Origin of the sequence: Streptomyces sp. UNOC14_S4, assembly GCF_020740835.1 — a bacterium.
GTDB lineage: Bacteria > Actinomycetota > Actinomycetes > Streptomycetales > Streptomycetaceae > Streptomyces.
The window spans coordinates 1-23,520 of the sequence record NZ_JAINFC010000058.1 but is presented as its reverse complement, the minus strand read 5'-3'; the positions used below and the strand labels follow the sequence as shown (position 1 = coordinate 23,520).

16 protein-coding genes and 2 pseudogenes are annotated in these 23,520 nt (G+C 73.3%); 8 read left to right on the top strand and 10 right to left on the bottom strand.

From position 1 onward, the window contains the following. Positions 1–2,142, top strand: a pseudogene (locus K6I34_RS08025) (hypothetical protein); the annotation flags it as partial. 190 nt (positions 2,143–2,332) lie between these two features. Here the strand turns inward: K6I34_RS08025 and K6I34_RS08020 are convergent. From K6I34_RS08020 to K6I34_RS08010, 3 genes and pseudogenes are all read right to left on the bottom strand, one after another. Continuing rightward, positions 2,333–2,965, bottom strand: coding sequence for a hypothetical protein (locus tag K6I34_RS08020; RefSeq protein WP_229323631.1), 633 nt, complete (start codon positions 2,963–2,965; stop codon positions 2,333–2,335). A 20-nt stretch (positions 2,966–2,985) separates the two neighbouring features. Next, the gene (locus tag K6I34_RS08015; RefSeq protein ID WP_229323629.1) at positions 2,986–4,143 is read right to left on the bottom strand and encodes an L-histidine N(alpha)-methyltransferase; all 1,158 of its coding nucleotides are present in this window, start codon (positions 4,141–4,143) and stop codon (positions 2,986–2,988) included. A gap of 117 nt (positions 4,144–4,260) precedes the next feature. After that, positions 4,261–4,596 (bottom strand): annotated as a pseudogene (locus K6I34_RS08010) (hypothetical protein); the annotation flags it as partial. A 414-nt stretch (positions 4,597–5,010) separates the two neighbouring features. Here K6I34_RS08010 and K6I34_RS08005 point away from each other — a divergent pair. The 4 genes from K6I34_RS08005 to K6I34_RS07990 all read left to right on the top strand — a co-directional run bounded on the left by K6I34_RS08005 (position 5,011) and on the right by K6I34_RS07990 (position 9,186). After that, complete coding sequence (locus K6I34_RS08005) at positions 5,011–7,542, top strand: nitrate- and nitrite sensing domain-containing protein (protein WP_229323627.1); 2,532 nt, start codon at positions 5,011–5,013, stop codon at positions 7,540–7,542. After that, positions 7,539–8,009 (top strand): roadblock/LC7 domain-containing protein, encoded by a 471-nt coding sequence (locus K6I34_RS08000; protein WP_229323625.1) that lies wholly within the window; start codon positions 7,539–7,541, stop codon positions 8,007–8,009. Before K6I34_RS08005 ends, K6I34_RS08000 begins: the two co-directional genes overlap by 4 nt. An 8-nt stretch (positions 8,010–8,017) precedes the next feature. Then, on the top strand, positions 8,018–8,470 hold the full coding sequence (locus tag K6I34_RS07995; protein WP_229323623.1) for a DUF742 domain-containing protein: 453 nt from the start codon (positions 8,018–8,020) through the stop codon (positions 8,468–8,470). A gap of 122 nt (positions 8,471–8,592) precedes the next feature. Beyond that, on the top strand, positions 8,593–9,186 hold the full coding sequence (locus K6I34_RS07990) for an ATP/GTP-binding protein (protein WP_229323620.1): 594 nt from the start codon (positions 8,593–8,595) through the stop codon (positions 9,184–9,186). Between the two features lie 136 nt (positions 9,187–9,322). Here the strand turns inward: K6I34_RS07990 and glpK are convergent, their stop codons facing one another. The 4 genes from glpK to K6I34_RS07970 form a co-directional block, all read right to left on the bottom strand. Further along, entirely contained in the window at positions 9,323–10,822 is a 1,500-nt protein-coding gene (gene glpK, locus K6I34_RS07985; RefSeq protein ID WP_229323618.1) for a glycerol kinase GlpK, read from the bottom strand. Positions 10,823–10,931: 109 nt separating this feature from the next. Further along, positions 10,932–11,705, bottom strand: coding sequence for a M15 family metallopeptidase (locus K6I34_RS07980; RefSeq protein WP_229323616.1), 774 nt, complete (start codon positions 11,703–11,705; stop codon positions 10,932–10,934). Positions 11,706–11,732: 27 nt separating this feature from the next. Next, entirely contained in the window at positions 11,733–12,044 is a 312-nt protein-coding gene (locus K6I34_RS07975; protein ID WP_229323614.1) for a hypothetical protein, read from the bottom strand. A gap of 158 nt (positions 12,045–12,202) precedes the next feature. Beyond that, complete coding sequence (locus K6I34_RS07970; protein ID WP_229323612.1) at positions 12,203–14,566, bottom strand: glycoside hydrolase family 31 protein; 2,364 nt, start codon at positions 14,564–14,566, stop codon at positions 12,203–12,205. Between the two features lie 218 nt (positions 14,567–14,784). Here K6I34_RS07970 and K6I34_RS07965 point away from each other — a divergent pair, with 218 nt between their 5' ends. Next, a complete protein-coding gene (locus K6I34_RS07965; protein WP_229323610.1) occupies positions 14,785–16,791 on the top strand; it encodes an acetoacetate--CoA ligase in 2,007 nt (668 codons plus the stop codon). A 144-nt stretch (positions 16,792–16,935) separates the two neighbouring features. Here K6I34_RS07965 and K6I34_RS07960 read toward each other — a convergent pair whose 3' ends face one another. Further along, complete coding sequence (locus K6I34_RS07960; RefSeq protein ID WP_229323608.1) at positions 16,936–18,258, bottom strand: aminotransferase class I/II-fold pyridoxal phosphate-dependent enzyme; 1,323 nt, start codon at positions 18,256–18,258, stop codon at positions 16,936–16,938. Between the two features lie 49 nt (positions 18,259–18,307). On the opposite strand from K6I34_RS07960, the gene K6I34_RS07955 reads away from it, so the two are divergent. Then, positions 18,308–19,573 (top strand): MFS transporter, encoded by a 1,266-nt coding sequence (locus tag K6I34_RS07955; protein ID WP_275127009.1) that lies wholly within the window; start codon positions 18,308–18,310, stop codon positions 19,571–19,573. Positions 19,574–19,599: 26 nt separating this feature from the next. After that, entirely contained in the window at positions 19,600–20,523 is a 924-nt protein-coding gene (locus tag K6I34_RS07950; RefSeq protein WP_229323606.1) for a hypothetical protein, read from the top strand. A gap of 95 nt (positions 20,524–20,618) precedes the next feature. On the opposite strand, the gene ptsP is transcribed toward K6I34_RS07950, so the two are convergent. After that, entirely contained in the window at positions 20,619–22,289 is a 1,671-nt protein-coding gene (gene ptsP, locus K6I34_RS07945; RefSeq protein WP_229323604.1) for a phosphoenolpyruvate--protein phosphotransferase, read from the bottom strand. Positions 22,290–22,541: 252 nt separating this feature from the next. After that, complete coding sequence (locus tag K6I34_RS07940; protein WP_229323602.1) at positions 22,542–22,991, bottom strand: PTS glucose transporter subunit IIA; 450 nt, start codon at positions 22,989–22,991, stop codon at positions 22,542–22,544. Positions 22,992–23,520 lie beyond the last annotated feature (529 nt).

The following is a 23,520-nucleotide window of genomic DNA, read 5'->3' as shown; positions in this document are numbered from 1 at the left end:
CTCGCCGCCCGGCTCGCGTCCTGGCGCGCGGGCTGCCCCGCGGGCCGCCTCGCCGAGCTCGCCGCCGAGGCCGAGCGCGCCCGTACGGCGGCCGAGACGGCACAGCAGGAGCTCGCGGAGCTGCGCACCGCCCGCGCCGAGGCCGAGGAGACCGCCGCCGAGGCCGCCCGCGTGCGTGACGAGCGCCAGGAGGTCGCCGCCCGCGCCCGCCGCGTCGCCGACGCGCTCGCCGGCCTCGCCTACCGGCTCCGCGAACGCGCCTCCTGGCAGCTGCGCCTGCGCGAGCTCGCCGAGGAGGTCGCCGAGTACGAGGAGCGCGCCGCCGCCTGCGTCGACCGCGCCCGCGCCGCCGACGAGGACCGCCGCTCCGCCCAGCGCGCCGCCGACGACGCGCGCCGTACGGCCCGCGCGCTGCGCGCCGAGCGCACCGAGATCGCGGGCGCCCCCGACGACGTCCCGGACGCCGCCGAGGCCGAGGCCCCCACCGCCTCGCTGCCCGCCCTGCGCGAGGCCTACCGCGCCGCCTCGCAGGTCTACGAGAAGGTCGGCGTCGGCGCCGACCTGCGCGCCGAACAGGCCCGCGCCGAGAGCGATGAGAGCGCCGCCCTCGCCGAGCTCGACCGCCTCACCAACAAGGTGCGCACCCGCGCCGCCCAGCTCCTGGAGGGCACCGACGGCGCCGACGGCCCGTCCCGCCAGGCCGCCGCAGCCCGCGCCGAACAGCTCGTCCAGATGCTGGAGACCCGCGCCTCCACCGCCAGCGAGCAGCTCGGCCGCCTCCGCGGTGAGGCCGAGCGCCTCGCCCCCGCCGACGGCGAGGCCCACACCGAGCTCCCCGAGGAGCTCGTGCCCGCCGACGCCGACCGGGCCAAGGAACTGCTGCGCACCGCCACCGCCGAACTCGCCGCCTGCACCGACGCCCTGGACGCCGCCCGCAGGACCCACGGCGACCTGCTGCGCGCCCACCGTGCCGCCGAGGACGCCGCCACCGGCTTCGACGACACGGCCGCCCTCCTCCGCGACCTGCTGCGCGACAACACCCCCGAGGAGGACGCCGAGGACCCCGAGCCGTACGCGGGCTCCCTGGAGGAGGCCCGGCAGGCCGCCGCCGAGGCCCGGCGCTCCCTGCGCGGCTGCGCGGGCGACCTGTCGGCCGCCGAGGCCGCCGTCCGCGAGGCCGGCGACATCCTCGTACGGCACGCCAACTCCACCCGCTACGAGCAGGTGCGCACCCCCGCCCGGCAGCAGATCCGCGAACTGCCCGCGGCCGCCCTGCCGGAGCACGCCGCCGCCTGGGCCGAGGCGTTCGCGCCCCGGCTGCGCGTGCTCACGGACGAACTGGAACAGCTGGAGCGCAACCGCGACAGCATCGTCGACCGGCTGCGCGGACTCGTCGAGTCCTCCCTCACCACCCTGCGCTCCGCACAGCGGCTCTCCCGGCTGCCCGAGGGCCTGGGGGAGTGGTCGGGCCAGGAGTTCCTGCGCATCCGCTTCGACGACCCCGACCAGTCCACGCTCACCGAGCGGCTCGGCGAGGTCATCGACGAGGCCACCCGCTCCGCGGTCAGGAAGAACTCCGACCTGCGGCGCGACGGGATGTCCCTGCTCCTGCGCGGTGTCCGCGCGGCCTTGGAGCCGCGCGGCGTGGCCGTCGAGATCCTCAAGCCGGACGCGGTGCTGCGCGCCGAGCGGGTGCCGGTCGGTCAGATGGGCGACGTCTTCTCCGGCGGGCAGCTCCTGACCGCGGCCATCGCGCTCTACTGCACCATGGCCGCGCTGCGCAGCAACGACCGCGGCCGCGACAAGCAGCGGCACGCGGGCACGCTCTTCCTCGACAACCCCATCGGCCGCGCCAACGCGACGTATCTGCTGGAGCTCCAGCGGGCGGTCGCCGACGCGCTCGGCGTCCAGCTGCTGTACACCACCGGCCTCTTCGACACGACGGCCCTGGCGGAGTTCCCGCTCGTCATCCGCCTGCGCAACGACGCGGACCTGAGGGCGGGCCTGAAGTACATCAGCGTCGAGGAACACCTCCGCCCCGGCCTCCCCCAGCAGTCCCCGGACGGCGAACCGGTCCACGGCCAGATCACGGCCACCCGCATGTTCCGCCGCCCGACGGACGAGGTTCCTGCGGGGGCCTGACGGAGGGGGCGCCCCGTAAGGGGCGCGGGGCCGTGACATTGTGCGGCTCCGCCGCGCGGGCGCGCCCAGAGCACGGGGCGAAGCCCCGAAAAGGGGCGCGGGGAACTGCGCGCCCAGCCACAATGCACCGGCAGTCGCGCACCGAGCGCAAGAGGCAGCCCAATAGGCGGGGCCCGGGGCGCAGCCCCGGTCACGGCAGGAGCCGTGCAGCCACCTCGCCGTACCGTTCGCACAGGAGCGCGGCGACGCGCGAACGCACCCGCCGAACCCCCTCCAACTGCCCGCCCTCCCGATGCATCGCCGCATCGATGGCCAGCAGCTCCTCCGCCGGCACGGCTCCCACATACGAGCGCAGCTCCGTGAGGTCCAGCCGCCGGTTGAAGTCGTGCACCGCGTCCCGCCACCGGTGCAGCAGGGCGACCAGCTCGTCGTGGCCGGGCTCGGAGAAGGCCCCGGACACCAGTGCCGCGTCCGTCGCGGACTGCAGCAGCCGGGGGTAGACACGAGCCTTCGGCGCCGCGGGGTCCATGGGGGCGAAGCCCTCCCCGTCCAGGAGCTCGGTGTTCCGCGCCAGCTCGTCGGCCAGGGCGTGGAGCGTCTGGGCACGCCGCTCCCGCGCGGCGGCGCGCCGTTCCGCGTACACCCCGGTGATCGCGGCGACCAGGGCGAGCCCGGACGTGGCGGGCTCGAAGTGGCTGCCCTGGCCCTGGGCGACGTACAGCCACCAGACGCAGATGCCGAGCGCGGTCAGCAGGCACGCGATGGTGGTGGCGGCGAAGAACTGTCTGCTGAGCCGGGTGACGAAGTCCGCAGGGCGGTTCATCGGCGGCACCGGGCGGGCCGTCAGTCGCCGAACGGGTTGGGCCCGGTGGTGGCCCGCACCGGCGGAGGCCCCGGCACGTCACCGGCCTGGAGCAGGAGCAGGGTCATCCCGAAGGCGGGCCGGTCGAAGGCCGTGTGGCCGAGCTCGTGCGTCTCGCCCAGCTTGGCCAGGCGCGCGTCCACCAGCATCTTCTCCAGGCCGGTCCGGGTGTACTTGCGGCTGAGCAGGAGGCGGATGGTGTCCTGGTCGGGGAAGGGCACCGTGCTGCGGTCGGGCAGGGTCAGCTCCAGGGTCTCCCCGGTGCGGTTGCGGTAGACCACCTTGACCAGCAGGGCCCGGTCGTCCTCCACGGACCCTTCGTAGCTGAGGCTGTTGAGGTCGATCTGGAGGTCCGTGTACTGCATCAGCGCGCTGGTGACGAACTCCCGGAAGCGGGGGCTGTTCTCGTACTCCTGCGCGGCGGCACGTGCCGCGTGCTCGTCCTGCGCGGCCGTGTTCGCGACCTCCAGCAGGAAGCGGTCCTGCGGGCGCAGCAGCTTCTCGGCGAGCAGGGCCAGCAGCTGGCCGTCGCTGTCGAAGTTGGCGAGCGTGTTGCCCAGCAGGGAGTACAGCACGGGCTCGTCGCCCACCGTGCGGCGGATCAGGGTGCTGAGGCGGTCGAGATTGGCGGGCAGGGAGAAGTCCAGCTGTACGGGCAGCACGTCGGCGGGCGCCACGTGCAGGTGCGGGAGGGCCTCCCGCTGTGCCAGGCGCAGCATCTCGGCGCTCACGTCCACCGGGACGTAACAGCCGCGGCGGTCCTGGCCGTCGAGGGAGCGCAGCACCGCCTGGTCCTTCTGGCCCGTACCGGGCCCCAGGCTCACATAGTGCAGCGGGCCGTCCGGCAGCAGCCCGCCCATGCCCTGCCAGCGGCGGCTGAACGAGGCGATGGACTCGCGCATCACCGGGTAGTACAGGTCGTTGCACGCGTGGGCCCAGGCCACGGTCGACTCCAGCCCCCAGTAGGAGAAGCCTGAGGTGATGAGCTTGCCGGAGCCCGTCGTGTCCGGGCGCCGCCGCAGCCCGGCGGTCACCTGGGCGAGCTTGCCCGACTGCTCCTCGCCGACCAGGCAGACGGTCCAGCCGCTGTCCCGGAGGATCTCCGGAATGCGGTGCACCGCCCGTTCGCGTTCCATCATCGTGCCGCCCCCATCCGACATTCATCCGACACAGCCGCCGCCCGGACCGACGACGCGCCCCCCGCTTGCCGTGGACTGCCGAACCTACCCGCCGGTCGGGGATCAGGGGAAGCGCGGGCGGCGCGCCCTGCGCACCGCGCGCGCGGAACTGCTGGGCAGGGACACCACGCCGTGGCGCTGCCGCCACGCCTGCCGGGTCACCCAGACGTCCAGCACGGCCCAGGTCGTCGCCACCACGCTCGCCAGGACGAACAGCAGCATGGGCAGCGCGAGCCAGGAGCCGGACAGCGCGAACAGCGCGGCGACCATGCCCTCCACCAGCGTGACCGAGACGAACAGGACCGCGCGCACGGCGGCCGTGCGCACCGGATCCGGCATCCGCGGCCGACGCGCGGGCTCCTCGACCCACAGCGGACGGCCCCGGCGTACAGGGATGTCCCGATTCCGGTCCATGACCGCTCACCTCCCCCAGTGGCGGCCCTTGTGGGGCCTTGCCGAACGACGCTCACCGGGGACACCGAATGACACCGGAACAGGAGCAAAAGGTGGACTGCCGGGCATCGTGCCCTGCCACGCGCTCCCCGTCCCGCCATCGGTTCCCCCTGAGAAGAGCGAACGAGGGCACCCAAAGGTTCCCTTGGGCAAGGAAAACCAGCCAGACCGAAAAGTCCTGGAATCACCGGACAACACGTGACCCGGATCCACTGCCGTCACAGTTCGGCCACCGTACTGGCCTTCGAGAGTCGTACCGCGCAGTAGTAGGCTCACGCCGCATTGTTGTCGGAGTCTTCGTTGTCCTTGCGGCCGCATTCGGCCGGAAGGCCCGGAACACCACCTCCGCGCGCGGGGGTTGACGTTGGGGAGGCCATGCGCTTTCGCGGGAAGTCGATCCGCCGGAAGATCGTGGCGCTGCTGCTCGTGCCCCTGGTGTCGCTGACCGCCCTGTGGGCCTTCGCCACTGTGATCACCGGCCAGGAGGCCGCCGAGCTCCTCACCGTCAACGACGTCATGCGCAAGGTCGGCTACCCCGCCGAGGACATGGTCCGCGCCCTGCAGAAGGAGCGCCGCCAGACCCTCGTCTACCTCGCCGACCCCCGCCGCGCCGACGCCCGCGCCGCCCTGCACGACGAGCAGCGCGTCACCGACCGGGCCGTGGCCGCCCTCCGCTCCGGCGGCAAGGGCGACCTCGACATGAGCTCCCAGGCGGCGGTTCGCTTCCGGGCCATCGAGAAGAGCCTCGGCGACCTCGACAGCCTGCGCCGCAAGACCGAGGACCACTCCATCGGCCGCCACGGCGCGTTCCAGGCGTACAACGAACTCGTCGAGCCCTACTACGCCTTCCTCAGCAGCCTCGGCGGAGTCCAGGACACCGAACTCGACAAACAGGGCCGCGCCCTCGTCGGCGTCGGGCGGGCCCGCGAAGCGCTCTCCCGCGAGGACGCCCTGCTCGCCGCCGCCTTCACCGAGGGCAGCATGAGCGGCCAGGACCTGCGCGCCGTCTCCGACCGTGCCGCCGAGCGCCAGGTCCTCTACAGCACCAACCTGAACCTCCTGCCGCCCGCCGACCAGAAGGTGTACGAGGACTACTGGCGCGGCAGCGGCGCCGAGACCCTGCGCTCCCTCGAGGACGCCGTGATCCTCGCCGGCCCGGGCCGCGCCCCGCACGCCATCGACCCCCAGGACTGGCGGACCACGACCGGGACCGTCCTCGAGGACCTCGCCCGGATGGGCACCGAAGCCCTCGACCGCTACGCCGACCGGGTCACCCCCGTCGCCATCGGCGTCCTCGTCAAGGCCGCCGCCGCGGGCATCCTGGGCCTCGCCGCCCTCGTCTGCTCCCTCGTCATCTCCCTCAAGGTCGGCCGCGGCCTCGTCAAGGACCTGCGCGCCCTGCGCAAGGAGGCCCACGAGGCCTCGGGCGTACGGCTGCCCGGCGTCATGCGCCGTCTCGCCGCGGGCGAGCGGGTCGACGTGGAGGCCGAGGCACCGCTGCGCGACCACGGCACCGACGAGCTCGGCCAGGTCGGCAAGGCCCTCGACGCCCTCCAGCGCGCGGCCGTCGAGGCCGCCGTCAAACAGGCCGACATGCGCCGCGGCGTGTCCGACGTGTTCGTCAACCTCGCCCGCCGCAGCCAGGTCCTGCTGCACCGCCAGCTCACCCTCCTCGACGCCATGGAGCGCCGTACCGAGGACACCCGGGAACTCGCCGACCTCTTCCGCCTCGACCACCTCACCACGCGCATGCGCCGCCACGCGGAGGGCCTCGTCATCCTCTCCGGCGCCGCCCCCGCCCGGCAGTGGCGCCGGCCCGTCCCCCTCATGGACGTCGTCCGGGCCGCGATCGGCGAGGTCGAGGCGTACGAGCGGATCGAGGTGCGCCGCATGCCCCGGCTCGCCGTCCACGGCCCCGCCGTCGGCGACCTCACCCACCTGCTCGCCGAACTCCTGGAGAACGCCACCGTCTTCTCCCCGCCGCACACCGCCGTCCAGGTCGTCGGCGAGCGGGTCCCCAACGGCTTCACCGTCGAGATCCACGACCGGGGCCTCGGCATGCCCCCGGAGCTCCTGCTGGAGGCCAACCTCCGGCTCGCCGAGACCCCCGAGTTCGAGCTCTCCGACACCGACCGCCTCGGCCTGTTCGTCGTCAGCAGGCTCGCCCGCCGCCACGGCGTGAAGGTCTCGCTCCAGCCCTCACCGTACGGCGGCACCACCGCCGTCGTCCTCGTCCCCCTCGGACTGCTCACCACCGGCGGCAGGCACGCCGACATGGACGAGGACACCGGGCCCCGGCCGCTGCGCGAGGACAGCGGGGCGACGCCCCTGTCACCGCTCGCCAAGCTCGCCGCGCCCGCCGAGCCCGCACCGCCGGGCGGACGGCACCGGCACGCCCCGGCCGACGGGTCCGTCGGCCCGGAGCCCCCGCTCTGCCCCTTCGAGGACGGTCCGGACGACGGCGACGCCCAGCACCGCCAGGCGGACGACGGCCCGCAGCCGCTGCCGCGCCGCAGGCCCTCCGTCCACGTCACCGATGACGACCGTCCGGCCGGACACCGCCCCCGCCCCGGCGGTCCGGCAGCGGACCCGGAGCGCACCCCGACCGGCGGACTGCCCCGCCGCGTACGGCAGGCCAGCCTCGCGCCGCAGCTGCGGGACGACACCGCCGCGGCCCGCCGCACCCGGCGCGACACCACCGCGGAACCCGACCGCGACGCCGAGGAGGTACGCGCCCGTATGCAGGCCCTCCAGCGCGGCTGGCAACGCGGGCGGGAGGATCATGGAACCAGCACACCGAGTACGACGAGCACGCTGAATACATCAAGCACTTCAAGAACATCAAGCACATCAAGTACACAGAGAACGACAGCACCACGAACCACACATGAGGGGGACGGTCCATGACCGCACCGAAGGCCGCGACTCGCACCGCCGGAACCGGTGGCACGCCCGGTGACGGAGGTGAGCCGCCGGTGACGGCCGACCTGAACTGGCTGCTCGACGACCTCGTCGAGCGCGTCGGCGCCGTGCGCAAGGCGCTCGTGCTCTCCGGGGACGGCCTGCCGACCGGCAAGTCGAAGGAGCTCTCCCGCGAGGACGGCGAACACCTGGCCGCCGTCGCCTCCGGCTTCCACAGTCTCGCCAAGGGCGTCGGCAAGCACTTCCGCGCGGGCGAGGTCCGGCAGACCGTGGTCGAGCTGGACGAGGCGTTCCTGTTCGTCACCGCCGCCGGTGACGGCAGCTGCCTGGCCGTGCTCGCGGACGCCGACTCCGACATCGGTCTCGTCGCCTACGAGATGACGCTGCTCGTCAAGCGCGTGGGCGCCCACCTGGCCACCGCTCCGCGGACCGGCGTGGCCGCCGACGGGTGACGGCCGGGATGACCGGGGACGGTTCCGGCCGCCCGCCGGGGGACCGCCGCACGGCGGCCACCGGCGGGACGGCCCGCTGGTACGACGACGCGGCGGGCCCGGTGGTACGCCCGTACGCCATGACCCGCGGACGGACACGCGGCGCGGACGACGGCGAACTCGACCTGATCGCGGTCGTCATCGCCGACGAGGCGCTGGTGGGCCCGTCGGGCGCCGCCCTCGTCGCCGCGGACCGCACGCTCTCCCCGGAGCACCTCGACATCGTCGAACTGGCCCGCACCAGGCCCCAGTCCATCGCGGAACTGGCCACGGACCTCGACCTGCCGGTCGGCGTCGTACGGGTCCTCGTCGGCGACCTCCTGGACGCCCGCTACGTCCGTGTCACCCGCCCGGTGCCGCCCGCGGAACTCCCCGACGAGAACATCCTCCGCGACGTGATCGACGCGCTCCGGGCGCTGTGACGACCGTGCTGCCCACCCCGGCCACCGGGCCGGGCGGCGCGGCACGGGGAGAGCACGTACTTGTCGTGGCCACGCAATCTGCGGAACGATCACGTCCAGGAGACCACAGAGAGGAGGACGCCATGGCACCCGGCTCCCCGCACGCCGTCCCCGAGGCACCCTTGGCCCTCAAGCTCCTCGTAGCGGGCGGCTTCGGCGTCGGCAAGACCACCATGGTCGGCGCGGTGAGCGAGATCCGGCCCCTCCGCACGGAGGAACTGCTCACCGAGGCGGGCCGCCCCGTCGACAACACCACCGGGGTGGAGACCAAGCGCACCACCACCGTCGCCATGGACTTCGGCCGGATCACCCTCCGCGACGACCTGGTCCTCTACCTCTTCGGCACGCCCGGCCAGGACCGCTTCTGGTTCCTCTGGGACGAACTCGCCCAGGGCGCGCTCGGCGCCGTCGTCCTCGCCGACACGCGACGCCTGGCCGACTGCTTCGCCGCCGTCGACTACTTCGAACGCCGCGGCATCCCCTTCACCCTCGCCGTCAACTGCTTCGACGGCGCCGACCGCTACCCGGAGACCGACGTCCGCGACGCACTCGACCTCGACCCCGAGGTCCCGGTCATCATGTGCGACGCACGCGAACGCGAGTCGGTGAAGAAAGTCTTGGTTTCCGTAGTGCAGCACGCTTTGGCCGTAGGCACTACCGGCCGCCGCACGGCCTGAGCGGGGCGCCCCGTCAGGGGCGCGGGGCTGTGACATTGTGCGGCTCCGCCGCGTGGGCGCGACCAGCCACGGACGGCCCGCAGCCGCCGGACTGCACGCGTGGCACATCCTGAGGCGCCCCAAAAACCGGCAGAACTCACTCCACCCAGTCGAAAGAGCGCTGCACCGCCCGCCGCCACCGCCCGTACTCCCGCTCCCGCTCACCCTCCGGCATCCGCGGCGTCCACTCCACATCCCGCCGCCACTGCCTCCGCAGCTCGTCCGGATCACGCCATACGCCGACGGCGAGCCCCGCGGCGTACGCGGCGCCCAGAGCCGTCGTCTCGGCGACCACAGGGCGGATCACCGGCACGCCCAGCACGTCCGCCTGGTGCTGCATCAGCAGACCGTTGGCCGTCATCCCGCCGTCCGCCCGCAGTGAGGTGATCCGCACCCCGGAGTCCTGGAACATCGCGTCCACGACCTCGCGGGTCTGCCAGCTCGTGGCCTCCAGCACGGCACGCGCCAGATGGGCCTTGGTGACGTAGCGGGTCAGCCCGGTGATGACGCCGCGGGCGTCCGAACGCCAATAGGGCGCGTACAGGCCGGAGAAGGCGGGCACCACATACGCGCCGCCGTTGTCCGCGACGCTCGCGGCCAGTGGCTCGATCTCGTCCGCGGAGCCGATCAGCCCCAGTTGGTCGCGGAACCACTGCACCAGTGCCCCCGTGACCGCGATCGACCCTTCCAGGCAGTACACCGGCGCGTCCCCGCCCAGCCGGTAGCCCACGGTCGTCAGCAGCCCGTTCTTCGAGGGCACCGGCCGGTCACCGGTGTTGAGCAGCAGGAAGCTGCCCGTGCCGTAGGTGTTCTTGGCCTCGCCCACGCCGTAGCAGGTCTGCCCGAACACCGCCGCCTGCTGGTCGCCCAGCGCCGACGCCACCGGCACCCCGGCGAGCGGGCCCACCGCCGTCCCGTACACCTCGGCGGACGACCGGATCTCGGGCAGCACCGCCTCGGGGATGCCCATCGCCTCCAGCGCCTCCGGATCCCACTGCAGGGTGCCGAGGTTCATCAGGAGCGTGCGGCTCGCGTTGGTCACGTCCGTGACGTGCACCCCGCCGTCCGTACCGCCCGTCAGGTTCCACACCAGCCAGGAGTCGACGGTGCCGAAGGCGATCTCGCCGTTCACGGCCCGGCGGCGCAGCCCCGGCACGTGCTCCAGCAGCCAGGCCACCTTGGGCCCGGAGAAGTAACTGGCCAGCGGCAGCCCCGTCGCCTCGCGGAAGCGGTCCTGCCCGTCCGTGCCGCCCAGCTCGCGGCACAGACCGGCCGTGCGGGTGTCCTGCCAGACCACGGCGTTGTGCACCGGCTTGCCCGTGGCGCGGTCCCACAGGACGGTCGTCTCCCGCTGGTTCGTGATACCCAGGGCACTCAGCTCGTCCGCCCGCAGCCCCGCCGCCGCGAGCGCCCCCGCGACGACGGCCCGTACCTTCGCCCAGATCTCGGCGGCATCGTGCTCCACCCAGCCCGGCCGGGGAAAGATCTGCCGGTGCTCGCGCTGGTCCACGGCCACGACCGCGCCGTTCCGGTCGAAGACGATGCAGCGGCTGGACGTGGTGCCCTGGTCGATCGCGGCGACGTACGAGCCCGTCATGGCGACTCCTCGGGGGGACGGCGCGGAACCGGACTGCCCGGACGGGCAGTGTTCACCTGCCGTCAGGAGGCGTCAAGGCGAACGGAGACACCGCACCGTCACCGCGCCGTCATCGCACCGGGAAGTCGAAATAGGTGTCCGGGAACGGCTCACCGCGGAGCGTGTAGTGCCACCACTCCTCCGGCAGATTGGTGAAACCGGCCCGCTCCATCGTGGACTTCAGCAACAGCCGGTGTTCCCGCTGCGCGCCCCGCACCCGGGGGTCCAGCGTGTGGGCCAGTGTGTCGAAGCAGTCGAACCCCGTGCCCATGTCGACGGAGTTGTCGGGAAACCGCTGCCCCTTCGGCGCGTAGCAGGGCACCAGCGGCTCCCCGGGACGGTACGGACGCGTCGGGCGCGCGGGCAGCCTCACCAGCGTCAGGTCCATGGTGCTGCCCCTGCTGTGCCCGGACTTCGCCGCGATGTAACCGTCGTCGAACAGCCGCGTCTTGTCGACCCGCGGATAGAACTCCTGCTTCATCCGCTGGTCCCCGAGATCCTTCGCCCAGGCCACGAAGTCGTCCACCGCCCGCTGCGGCCGGTAGCAGTCGTAGACCTTGAGGCTGTACCCCTGCGGCAGCAGCGCCCGCTGCGCCCGGTGCAGCGCCTCGGCGGCCGGGCGGGTGAGCAGGCACACCGGGCGGCGGTAACCGTCCACACGGTGCCCCGTGAAGTTGTGCCCCGTGAAGTAGCGCATCTCCTGGACGATCGTGGGATCGACCTCGGACAGTGCCACGAAATCCTTCGGCCGCGGCGTGGCGTGCGCGACGGGAGCGGACGTGAGGGCGACGAGAGCGGCCACGGCGGGCACCAGGGCCCGCAGCGCCGCGGAGATTCTTGTCATGGCTCCCGGATACCAGCCGTTCGAGGGTCACGGGAAGCACGCGAGGGCGTCGAGTTCGCCGATGACCCCGCGCAGCTCGCGGGCGCCGCTCGGTGACAAGGCGAGCAGTACGGAGTCCAGGAGCGCGCGGCTTTTCAGTGGATCACCACAGCAGTCCCAGTGGGTATTGCCGTACTCGTACTCGTGCCACTGGCGCCGCTCCGGCAGACGGACGAACTCGCGCCACAGGCGCAGAGCCCTGCCCACGTCCCCGGGGTGCAGATAGTTCCGGGTGCGCTCCAGCCGCACGATCTCCGACAGCGTGCGGCGGGACAGCCCGTCGATGTTCGCGCTTTCCACGTTCTGCGTCCGCTGCCGGCCGGGGAGACCGGCCCGGACGCGTCCCGGCCGCCTACGCGGCATGGACCTTTCGGTTGATCGTCATGCGGACCATCGTGCCACGGCCGCGCACGGCGGCATGGACCGGGGCACCTGCCCCGGTCCGCCCCGACCCGCCGTCAGGCGGTCCGCTCGCCGCGCACCCGCACCGCGTACCCGAGCTCCGCCGCCCCCTCCCGCTCCACCGTCACCGTGCCGTCCCGCAGGCGCGTCACGAACCGCACCACGTCCCCCGGCGCCCAGCCGGGACCGGCGTCCGGCACCAGCACCCCGCCGCCCGTGCGCCCGGCCGCGGGTGGCCACACCTCCAGCTCCACCTGCCCGTCCGCACCGGCCACCGGGATCACCGAACCCGCCCGCGCCAGCACCGGGACACGCGACAGGGGAGCGTCCACCAGCACCTGCCCCGGCCCCTCGTGCGCGCGGCCCGTCGCCGTGTCGTACCACCGGCCACGCGGCAGCCGGACCGCCCGCCGGTCCGTGCCCTGCTCCAGCACCGGCGCCACCAGCAACGCGTCGCCCAACAGGAACGCGTCCTCGCAGTCGCGCAGCGCCCGGTCCTCGGGGGAGCGCCACCACACCGGACGCGCGTACGGCGCCCCCGTGCGCCGCGCCAGGTGCGCGAGCGTCACGAAGTACGGCAGCAGCCGCATCCGCTCCCGCAGCGCCGCCCCCGCGTGCTCCAGCACCTCGGCCCCGAACTCCCACGGCTCCCGGCGGCCCGCGTCGTGCGCCGCGTGCGTACGGAACAGCGGCAGGTACGCGCCCAGCTGGAACCAGCGCAGGAACAGCTCCGGCGACGGGTGCCCCGTGAACCCGCCGACGTCCGGGCCCGAGTACGGCACCCCGCACAGCCCGAGGCCCAGGACCAGCGCCAGCGACGCCCGCAGCCCCGGCCAGCCCGTCGCCACGTCACCGGACCAGGTCCCGCCGTAGCGCTGCATGCCCGCCCAGCCCGACCGGGAGAACAGGAACGGCCGCTCCTCCGGCCGCAGTTCGCACAGCCCCTCGTACCCCGCGCGCGCCATGGCCAGGCCGTACACGTTGTGCGCCGCCCGGTGGTCACCGCCCCGCCCCTCCAGACAGTGCCGCGCCGAGCGCGGCAGCGTCGGATCACCGAACGCCGCGAACGACACCGGCTCGTTCATGTCGTGCCACACCCCGGAGAAACCCTGCGCCAGCCGCTCCGCGTACAGACCGCCCCACCACTTGCGCACCCCCGGGTCGGTGAAATCGGGGAAAGCGCACGCGCCGGGCCACACCTCGCCCCGGACCTCGCGCCCGCGCGCGTCCCGGACGAACGCCCCGGCCGCCGCCCCGCTCTCGTACACCGGGAACCCGCGTTCCGCCTTCACCGCCGGATCCACGATCGACACCAGCCGCACGCCCTGCCCGCGCAGCTCGGCCGCGAGCCCCGGCAGATCGGGGAACCGCTCGCGGTCCACCGTGAACACGCGGTGCCCCCGGTAGTGGTCGATGTCGAGGTGCAGCGCCGACAGCGGAAGCCCGCGCTCTCGGTACCCCGTCACCACCCGCCGCACCTCCCGCTCGCTGCCGAACCCCCAGCGCGCGTGCTGCGGACCGAGCGCCCAGGCGGGCGGCAGCGCCGGGGCGCCGGTGAGCTGCGCCCAGGTGTGCAGCACACGTGCCGGGGTGCCCACCAGCACCCAGGAGCGCAGCGGCCCGCCGTCCATCCGCACCTCGCAGCTGCCCGGCCGGTCGTGCCCGGACCCCGCGCCCTCCTCGCCCCCGCGCACGGTCACCCGGCCGTCCCACGGGTTGTCGTGGAAGGCCAGGTGCGTGCCCGCGTCCGCGACCACCAACTGCACCGGCATCGTGATGTACAGGGGGTCGTCACCGGGCTCGAAGGAGCCGCCCGGGTCGGTGTTCCACAGCCGGTACGAGCCGTCCCGCAGCCGCGGCCCCACCGCCCTGCCGCCCAGACCGAAGAACCGCGCGTCCGCCGCCACTTCCGCCCGCTGCGTCCACCGCGGCTCCACCGCCGCCCGCGCGGACTCGTCCACCGGTTCCCACCAGCGCGGCGGCAGGTCGCGCCGGAGCACCACACCACCGGGCGTCCGCACCTCCACCGTGCCGTGTCTGCCCACCACGACCAGCATCCGCTCCGACACCACGCGCCAGCCGCCGTCCGTGTCCGGCTCCAGCACGGCGCGCTCGTCCGCCTCCGGCACCGGCCCGCTCAGGGCGTACGACGGCCCCGGCTCCGCGCCGTCCCAGCCGCAGAACACCGCGCCGCCGGCCACCACCCGCACCAGCAGCGACGACCGCGCGAACCGCACCACACCGCCGCCCGGCAGCGGCTCGGCACCCTGCGCCGTCCCCGGCACCCGCGCCCGCTCGGCACCCCGCCGCGGCAGCCCCACGGCGTCCGCGCGCCGCCGACGCCACGCCCAGCGCACGGACCGTCGCCCCCGCGCCGTACCGACCGCCTCCGCTAACCGCCGCAGATCACGTGCATCCATGCTGCTCAGCCTGCCATCGCCACCCTCGTGCGGGTGCGGCGTTCAACAGCCGTTCACCCCTGCGGGATCGACCGGACCCCCGCGGTCCGCCCGTGGGGTTATCCACAGGGCTGGTGCCCGAGTCGATCACGTGGCATCGTCCTGCTCAGCCGTGCCACCACCGCATCCGGGGGCGTGCGCGGCGGACGCCCACGACGCGTACAGCCGGGAGCAGCCAGATGACCACCGCACCGCAGCCCGCCGACCGACCGGAGCCCCTCTGGAGCCCCGGCGGGGACCGCGTCGCCCGCGCCCGGATCACCCGCTTCCAGAGCTGGGCCGCGGAGCACCACGGGGCACCCGCCGCCGTCCCCGGCGACCCCGCCGCGAGCTACGCCGCGCTGCACCGCTGGTCCGTCACGGAGCTGGAGCGCTTCTGGCAGGCGGTCACCGAGTGGTGCGACGTCCGCTTCTCCAGCCCGTACGAGCGGGTGCTCGCCGACCGGTCCATGCCCGGCGCCGTGTGGTTCCCCGGCGCCACTCTCAACTACGCCGAGCACGCCCTGCGCGCCGCGGAGGACCCCGCCCGCGCCGACGAGCCCGCCCTGCTGCACGTCGACGAGACCCACGAGCCCCGGCCGGTGACATGGGCGGAGCTGCGCGCGCAGGTCGGCTCCCTGGCGGACGGGCTCCGCGCGCTCGGCGTCCGCCCCGGCGACCGCGTCAGCGCCTACCTGCCCAACATCCCGCAGGCCGTCGTCGCCCTGCTCGCCACCGCCGCCGTCGGCGCCGTATGGACCTCCTGCGCCCCCGACTTCGGGGCCCGCAGCGTCCTGGACCGCTTCCAGCAGGTCGAGCCCGTCGTCCTGTTCACCGTCGACGGCTACCACTACGGCGGCAAGCGCCACGACCGCACCGGGACCGTCGCCGAGCTGCGCGTCGGCCTGCCCACGCTGCGCGCCGTCGTGCACATCCCGCTGCTGGACACCCCCGCCCCGGACGGCGCGCTGGAGTGGGAGGCGCTCACCACCGGAGCGGCCGAGCCGGTCTTCGAGCAGGTCCCCTTCGACCACCCGCTCTGGGTGCTCTACTCGTCGGGCACCACCGGCCTGCCCAAGGCCATCGTGCAGTCCCAGGGCGGCATCCTCGTCGAGCACGTCAAACAGCTCGCCCTGCACTGCGACCTGGGCCCGGGCGACCGTTTCTTCTGGTACACCTCCACCGGCTGGATGATGTGGAACTTCCTCGTCTCCGGCCTCCTCGTGGGCTCCACCGTGGTGCTCTACGACGGCAGCCCCGGCTACCCCGACACGGCCGCCCAGTGGCGCGTCGCCGAGCGCACCGGCGCCACGCTCTACGGCACCTCCGCCGCCTATGTGATGGCCTGCCGCAAGGCCGAGGTGCACCCCGGCCGCGACTTCGACCTGTCCCGCGTCAAGTGCGTCGCCACCACCGGCTCGCCGCTGCCCCCCGACGGCTTCCGCTGGCTCCACGACGAGGTCGCCGAAGACCTGTGGATCGCCTCCGTCAGCGGCGGCACGGACGTGTGCAGCTGCTTCGCCGGAGCCGTCCCCACGCTGCCGGTGCACATCGGCGAGCTCCAGGCCCCCTGCCTGGGCACGGACCTCCAGGCATGGGACGCGCAGGGCGGACCCGTGGTCGACGAGGTCGGCGAGCTGGTCGTCACCAACCCCATGCCGTCCATGCCGGTGCGCTTCTGGAACGACCCCGACGGCTCCCGCTACCGCGACAGCTACTTCGAGATGTTCCCCGGCGTCTGGCGCCACGGCGACTGGATCACGGTCACCTCGCGGGGCAGCGTCGTCATCCACGGCCGCTCCGACTCCACGCTCAACCGCCAGGGCGTCCGCATGGGCTCCGCCGACATCTACGAGGCGGTGGAACGGCTCCCCGAGATCCGCGAGTCCCTCGTCATCGGCGTCGAGCTGCCTGACGGGGGCTACTGGATGCCCCTCTTCGTCCACCTCGCGCCGGGGGCCGTACTGGACGACGCGCTGCTCGACCGGATCAAGCGCACCATCCGCGAACAGCTCTCGCCCCGCCACGTCCCCGACGAGGTCATCGAGGTCACGGGCATCCCCCACACCCTCACCGGCAAGCGCATAGAGGTCCCCGTCAAACGCCTCCTCCAGGGCACCCCCCTGGAAAAGGCGGTCAACCCCGGCTCGGTCGACAACGTGGAACTCCTCCACTTCTACGAGAAGCTGGGCCGGGAACGAGGGTGAGGGGGGCGCCCCGTCAGGGGCGCGGGGAACTGCGCGACCAGCCGGAAACGACCCGCAGTCGCGCACCGGCCGAGGTGGCACCCCGGTAGGCGAAACGGGGCCCGGGGCGAAGCCCCGGCCCAGGGGAGCGGCGCGGGCGCCGCGTCACCCTCCGTACGTCGCCTCCCGCTCCCCGAGCGTCTCCGCGAAGTCGGAAGCCAGCCGCACCGCCTCCTCAGGCAGCAGATCGGCCGTGGTGATGCGCACCCCGGCCGCCGCACCGCCCAGCCGGAAGCGCGCCCCCGCCGCCACCCACCACCCGTGCGTCCGCAGCCCGTTCACGACACCCGCCTCGTCCCGTACCGGCACCCAGACGTTCAGCCCGCTCGCGCCGTGCGCGGCGATCCCATGCCGTGCCAGCTCCCGCAGCAGCGTCTCGCGGCGCAGCGCGTAGGCGGCTCGCGCCCGCCCCACGAGCTCCTGGGCCGCCGGGTCGGCGAGCAGGCCGACCACGGTCTCCTGCAAGGAGTGGCTCACCCAGCCGGAAGTGAGCAGCAGCCGTCCGTCGTGCCGGGCCAGCGTCGTCGCGTCGCACGCCAGCGCGGCCCACCGCAGGTCCGTTCCCAGGTACTTGGTGACCGTGCGGACCTGGGCCCACCGCGCGAGACCGCCCGCCGTGAGGCTGTGCAGGGGAGCCCCGGCGATCTCCGCCGCGTGGTCGTTCTCGATCACCAGCACATCCGGTGCCGCGGCCAGCACCTCCACCAGGTCGTCCCGCCGCCGCGCAGAGAAACACCCGCCGAAGGGATTCTGCGATCGCGGGCTGCAGATCACCGCCCGCACACCGGCCCGCAGCGCCGCCCGCAGCGCGTCGGGCCGCATGCCCTCGTCGTCGACCGCGACCGGCACGGAACGCAGGCCCAGCGCGGGCACGAGGTCCAGCAGATGGTGATAGCCGGGGTCCTCCATCGCCACCGTGTCCCCGGGACGCAGCTCGACCGACAGCAGCCGGGCCACGCAGTCGAGCGCGCTGTGCGCGAACGTCACCTGACCGGAGGGGACGCCGTCGCGCTCGTACCACGCGCGCGTCAGCTCCTCCAGCCGCGGCAGTCGTGGTGTCGAACGGTGCGAACGCGCGCCCGGGATCACCCGCACATACGAGGGCACGTCGGGCAGGAACGCCACGTCGGGATGGCCCCCCGACAGGTCGCGCAGCCCGGCCGGGACCTTCGGCGGGCGCCGGGACGCGACCGCGGGGGCCTCCGCCACCACCGTCCCCCCGCGGCCGCGGGTGAGGACGATGCCGCGCCCGCGCAGCTCCTTGTACGCGGCCGCGACCGTGCCCGGGCTCACCCCCAGCCGGTCGGCCAGCCCCCGTACCGGTGGCAGGGCGCTGCCCGGCGGCAACGCCCCGTCGGCGACCCCGCGTTCGACGGACGCGGCAATTCCCTTGGCGTTCGTCCCACTGATCTCATATTGTGTTGCCACAGAACTGACTATGTATCAATACAATGGCTCGGGTCAAGGGGGACGCGCGATGCGGATACCGGGAGGGACCGACGGCCGCCGGATGCTGGCCGTCACCTTCGTCGACAAGGCGGGATCGGGACTCTGGGGCGCCACCTCCGCCCTCTACTTCACCTTTGTCGCAGGTCTCGGCGCGGCCGAGATCGGCCTCCTCATCGGCCTGTCCGGCGCCATCGGCATCGCCGGGCCACCCCTCGGCGGCCTGCTGGCCGACCGCGTCCCGCTGCGCCCGCTCCTCGCCGTCGTCCAGGCCGTGCGCGCCGCAGCCTCGTTCGCCCTCCTCGCCACGACGGACCTGCGCCTCCTGCTCCTCATCGCCGCCGTCGGCAGCCTCGGTGACCGGTCCTCCTCGGTGCTCACCAAGCTCTACGCGACCCGCGTCGCGGGCGAGGAGCGCAGCCGGTACCAGGCGGTCAACCGCATCGTCTCCAACATCGGCTGGGCCGTCGGCGGCCTGGTCGCGGCGAGCGCGCTTACCGCCGGGACGACCGCCGTCTACCGTTGGCTCCTCGTCGGCGACGCGCTCTCCTTCGTCCTCGCCGCTCTCCTCGTCCTCCGTTACGCCGAACCGCCGTCCCTGTCCCGCGTGATGACGAAGAGCGCAGAAGGCATGGAGAGCATAGAAGCAATGAAGGGCGCAGAAGGTGCGAAGGGTGCGAACCCCTGGCGCGACCGCCGCTACCTCGCCTACACCGCCAGCGAGGCCGTCCTCTTCCTCGACGACTCCGTTCTCACGGTCGGCCTGCCGCTGTGGACCGTGACGGCCACCACCGCACCCCACCAGGTCGTACCGCTCCTGCTCGTCCTCAACAACGTGCTCGTGGTGTGCTTCCAGGTCCCCTTCGCCCGCTTCGGCACCACCGCGCACGTCGCGCGGGGCGCCCTCCTCCCGCTCGGCGCGGTCTTCTTCGCGGGCGGCGCCGCCCTGACCGCGTCGGCCGTCGACACCCCGTGGATCGCCGTCGGCGCCCTCGTCCTCGCCGCGACCGCCTTCACCGTCGCGGAGATCCTGCACGCCACCATCTCGTGGGAACTCTCCGTAGCCCTCGCCCCGCCCGCCGCCCAGGGCGCCTACCTCGGTGTCCACGGCCTCGCCCAAGCGGTCCAGCGCAGCGCGGGCCCCCTCATCGTGACCTGCGCCATCGCAGTGGGGCCGACGGGCTGGCTGGCCCTCGGCGCGGGACTCGCCGCCATGTGCTGCGGGCAGCGGCACCTGGTGCGCGACCGCGACCGGACGGCGTTGTCAGTGCCCACGGTTACGCTGAGTGAGCATTGATCGTCCGATCGCGCTGAGGGGGAATCATGGCCCGCACCAGGAACGCAAACGGCCGACGGCTCACGGCACGGCGCGCACTGCGCCGCGAAGTGCCCAGCACGGTGGCCGTGCTGGCAGACGAGGAGGACTTCGCCGCCATGCGGCAGTACGCGTCCTTCGCCTTCGACGACCACGCGACGTATCTGCGGCAGGTGGAGGGGCTGCTGCGCTCGCTCGCCGCCCACGGCACGCACACCAGCGTCGCCCTGTTCGACCCGGTCGGCTTCGAGGAGTTCTGCGCGGACTCCCGGCTCGACCCCGACACTCCGGTCAGCCGCACCCGCTACACCGCGGAAGTCGCGGCGACCGGTGCCACGGTGACCTACGAGGGCCAGCCTCTCCACAGACTGCTGCCCCAGCTGATCAACGAGGCGGAGCAGCAGGCCACATGGGAGTACGCCTCGTCACTGCTCGCCCGCGGCAACGACTGCTCCTCCTGCGGGGAGGACGTCGGCCGCGCGGCCTTCGCCCGCGCCACGCAGGTCCTGCGCCGGCTCGTGGAGACGGTCGGCGCCGGTACGCACCACCTCGTGTGCAGCGTCCCGGCCGAGGGCGTCACCCCGCTGGTCGCCGTCCTCCACGTCGAACAGGGCGGCGGCCGGCTGCACCTGGGGGAGGCCGCGGCCCTGGTGTTCTGCACCGTCCTGGCAGTGGGCATCGCCACGGAACGGCCGGGCGGGGTCGTCCTGCGCACGGCCCGGCCCGGCTGCCGTGACACCGTACGCGGCTGGAACCTGCGCGACGGCCGACTGCGCCCCCTGAGCGAGGCGGAGGTCTTCGCCGCCTACTGCACCGACGCCCGGACCGGTGAGCCCATCCCGCCCGAGCCCGATGTCGACTACCGGGAGGGCCTGCACCTGCCCGAGCCGACGGACGGGGAGACGGAGGGAGGGCCGGGGAGCGCGAGCTGACCTGAAGGCGGCAAAGCGAAAGGTGCCCCGCCGACGGCGGGGCACCCCTTCACTGACGTGCCGAGCACGCCTCCGGATACACCGGGCTCATCGGCTCATTCGCCGGAGAGCACCGCCTGCGCGGCCAGACGGGCTTCCTCGGCCGTGTCCGTGGCACGGGCGGCGGCAGCGGCACGCTCGCACTGGGCGAGCGTGTGCTTGGCCAGGGTCGCGCGCACGTAGGGAATGGACGCGGCACCCATGGACAGGCTCGTGACGCCCAGACCGGTCAGCACACAGGCGAGCAGCGGGTCCGACGCGGCCTCACCGCAGACGCCGCAGCTCTTGCCCTCGGCCTTCGCGGCCTCGGCGGACGCCGCGACCAGGTCGAGCAGCGCGGGCTGCCACGGGTCCTGGAGACGGGACACCGCACCGACCTGACGGTCGGCGGCGAAGGTGTACTGCGCCAGGTCGTTGGTGCCCAGCGACAGGAACTCGACCTCCTGCAGGATCGAGCGGGCCCGCAGCGCGGCGGAGGGGATCTCCACCATCGCACCGAACTTGGCGCTCAGCCCGGCCTCGCGGCACGCGTCCGCGAACGCCTTCGCGTCCGTGCGGTCCGCCACCATCGGGGCCATGACCTCGAGGTAGACGGGCAGCCCTTCGGCGGCCTTGGCCAGCGCGGTGAGCTGGGTGCGCAGCACCTCGGGGTGGTCCAGCAGCGTCCGCAGACCCCGCACGCCCAGCGCCGGGTTCGGCTCGTCGGCCGGGGTCAGGAAGTCGAGCGGCTTGTCCGCGCCCGCGTCCAGCACCCGCACGACCACGCGGCCCTCGGGGAAGGCCTCCAGCACCTTGCGGTACGCCTCGACCTGCTTGGCCTCGGACGGCGCCTGCTTGCTGTCGTCCAGGAACAGGAACTCCGTACGGAACAGGCCGACGCCCTCGGCACCCGCCTCGACCGCGGCGGGCACGTCGGCGGGACCGCCGACGTTCGCCAGCAGCGGCACCTTGTGCCCGTCGGACGTCGCGCCCGGACCGGAGGAGGCTGCCAGCGCGGCCTTGCGCTCCTCGGCCGCCTTCGTCAGCTCGTCGCGCTTCTCGGCGCTCGGGTCGACGAAGACGTCACCGGTGCTGCCGTCCACCGCCACGACCGTGCCCTCCGCGAGCTCACCGGCACCCGGCAGCGCGACGACCGCGGGCACGCCGAGCGCCCGCGCCAGGATGGCGCTGTGGCTGGTCGGCCCGCCCTCCTCGGTCACGAAGCCGAGCACCAGGGTCGGGTCGAGGAGCGCGGTGTCCGCGGGGGCCAGGTCCCGGGCGATCAGCACATACGGCTCGTCGCTGTCCGGCACGCCCGGCATCGGCACGCCCAGCAGGCGCGCGACGATACGGTTCCGCACGTCGTCGAGGTCGGCCACGCGGCCCGCCAGGTACTCGCCCGCGTTGGCGAGCAGCGCCCGGTAGGCGGCGAAGGCGTCGTACACCGCGCGCTCGGCGGTGCTGCCGACGGTGATGCGCCGTTCGACGTCGGCCATGAGCTCCGGGTCCTGCGCCATCATGGCCTGGGCCTCGAGCACGTGCTGGGCCTCGCCACCGGCCAGGTTGCCGCGCGCGATGAGGTCGGCGGCCACAGCCTCGACGGCCTGGCGAGCGCGACCCTGTTCGCGCGGCGCCTCGTCCGTCGGGATCTGCTTGGCCGGCGGCTCCAGGACCGCCGTGCCCATGTGCCGCACCTCGCCGATCGCCACACCGTGGCTCACGCCGACGCCTCGCAGCGTTGTCTCCATCAATCCTCTTCTCCGGGAAGGAGATTCGGGTGACCCACGGTCCCAGGCGCCGTGGTAGCCTGGCGCCCTGCCCTGCGGGCAGTGGCCAGGGCTTGGCCGCGCCTCGCTCCTGCTGGAACCGAGGGGGAAGCTCCACGTTTGTGGGGCGGAGTCACGTCACCCGTCTCCGTTGTCGGTTGACCGCGGCTTCATCCAGCCGCCGTTGTGAGTGATCCGGGACGTCATCCGGGAAGAATCACGGATGACGTCTGCTCACTGCCAGCTGAAGAGCTGGTCGCCGGCCTTCACGTCGCCGTCCTCGCGGACGTCGCCGAGCGAGTCGGCGGTGGCCTCCAGCGCGACGACCGGGCAGATCGGCGACTTGCCGGCCTCCTCGACGGCGACCGGGTTCCAGCGCACGATCTCCTGGCCGCGCGTCACGGTGTCGCCCTTGTTGACGAGCAGCTCGAAGCCCTCGCCGTTGAGCTGGACGGTGTCGATGCCGAGGTGCGTCAGAACGCCGTGGCCCTCGGAGTCGACGACGACGAACGCGTGGGGGTGGAGCGAGACGATGACGCCGTCCACGGGCGAGACCGCCGCCGACGGCTCACGCACGGGGTCGATGGCGGTACCGGGGCCCACCATCGCGCCGGAGAAAACCGGGTCGGGCACTGCCGCGAGTCCGATGGCACGTCCGGCAAGGGGGGACGACACGGTGGTCATGGGAAGCCTCCCAGGGGTGAAGATTCATCACACGCCGCCACTGCCTGTCCCGGGCGGCGCACTGGCCAGAAGCGTATGTCATAGGAACTGTCGATTCCGCACGCGCGAGGGCCACCCGGCGGAGCGCCGATGCCTTCTGGTGAGAGCCGGACGGACGACGCCGTAATCGATTTGCCTCGCCCCGCCGAGGGGGGTACTGTCGGATCCCTGCCCACGACCGAGGCCCACAGGAAACTGTCGGCAAGGCGAGGGCGGCACCTATCGGATTGATCCTTTTCCTAGATCCGCTGTCGTGTGCCCGCATGTCCTGAGGGACTACGGAAAAACGGAGCGGTAAGGGAGCGGAAAAACTCCTGATAGACTGGTGGAACACCGAAGGGAAGCGCCCGGAGGAAAGCCCGAGAGGGTGAGTACAAAGGAAGCGTCCGTTCCTTGAGAACTCAACAGCGTGCCAAAAGTCAACGCCAGACTATAAAATACCCCGTCTCCGGTTCGTAAGATCCGGGACGCGGTTCCTTTGAAAGTCCTG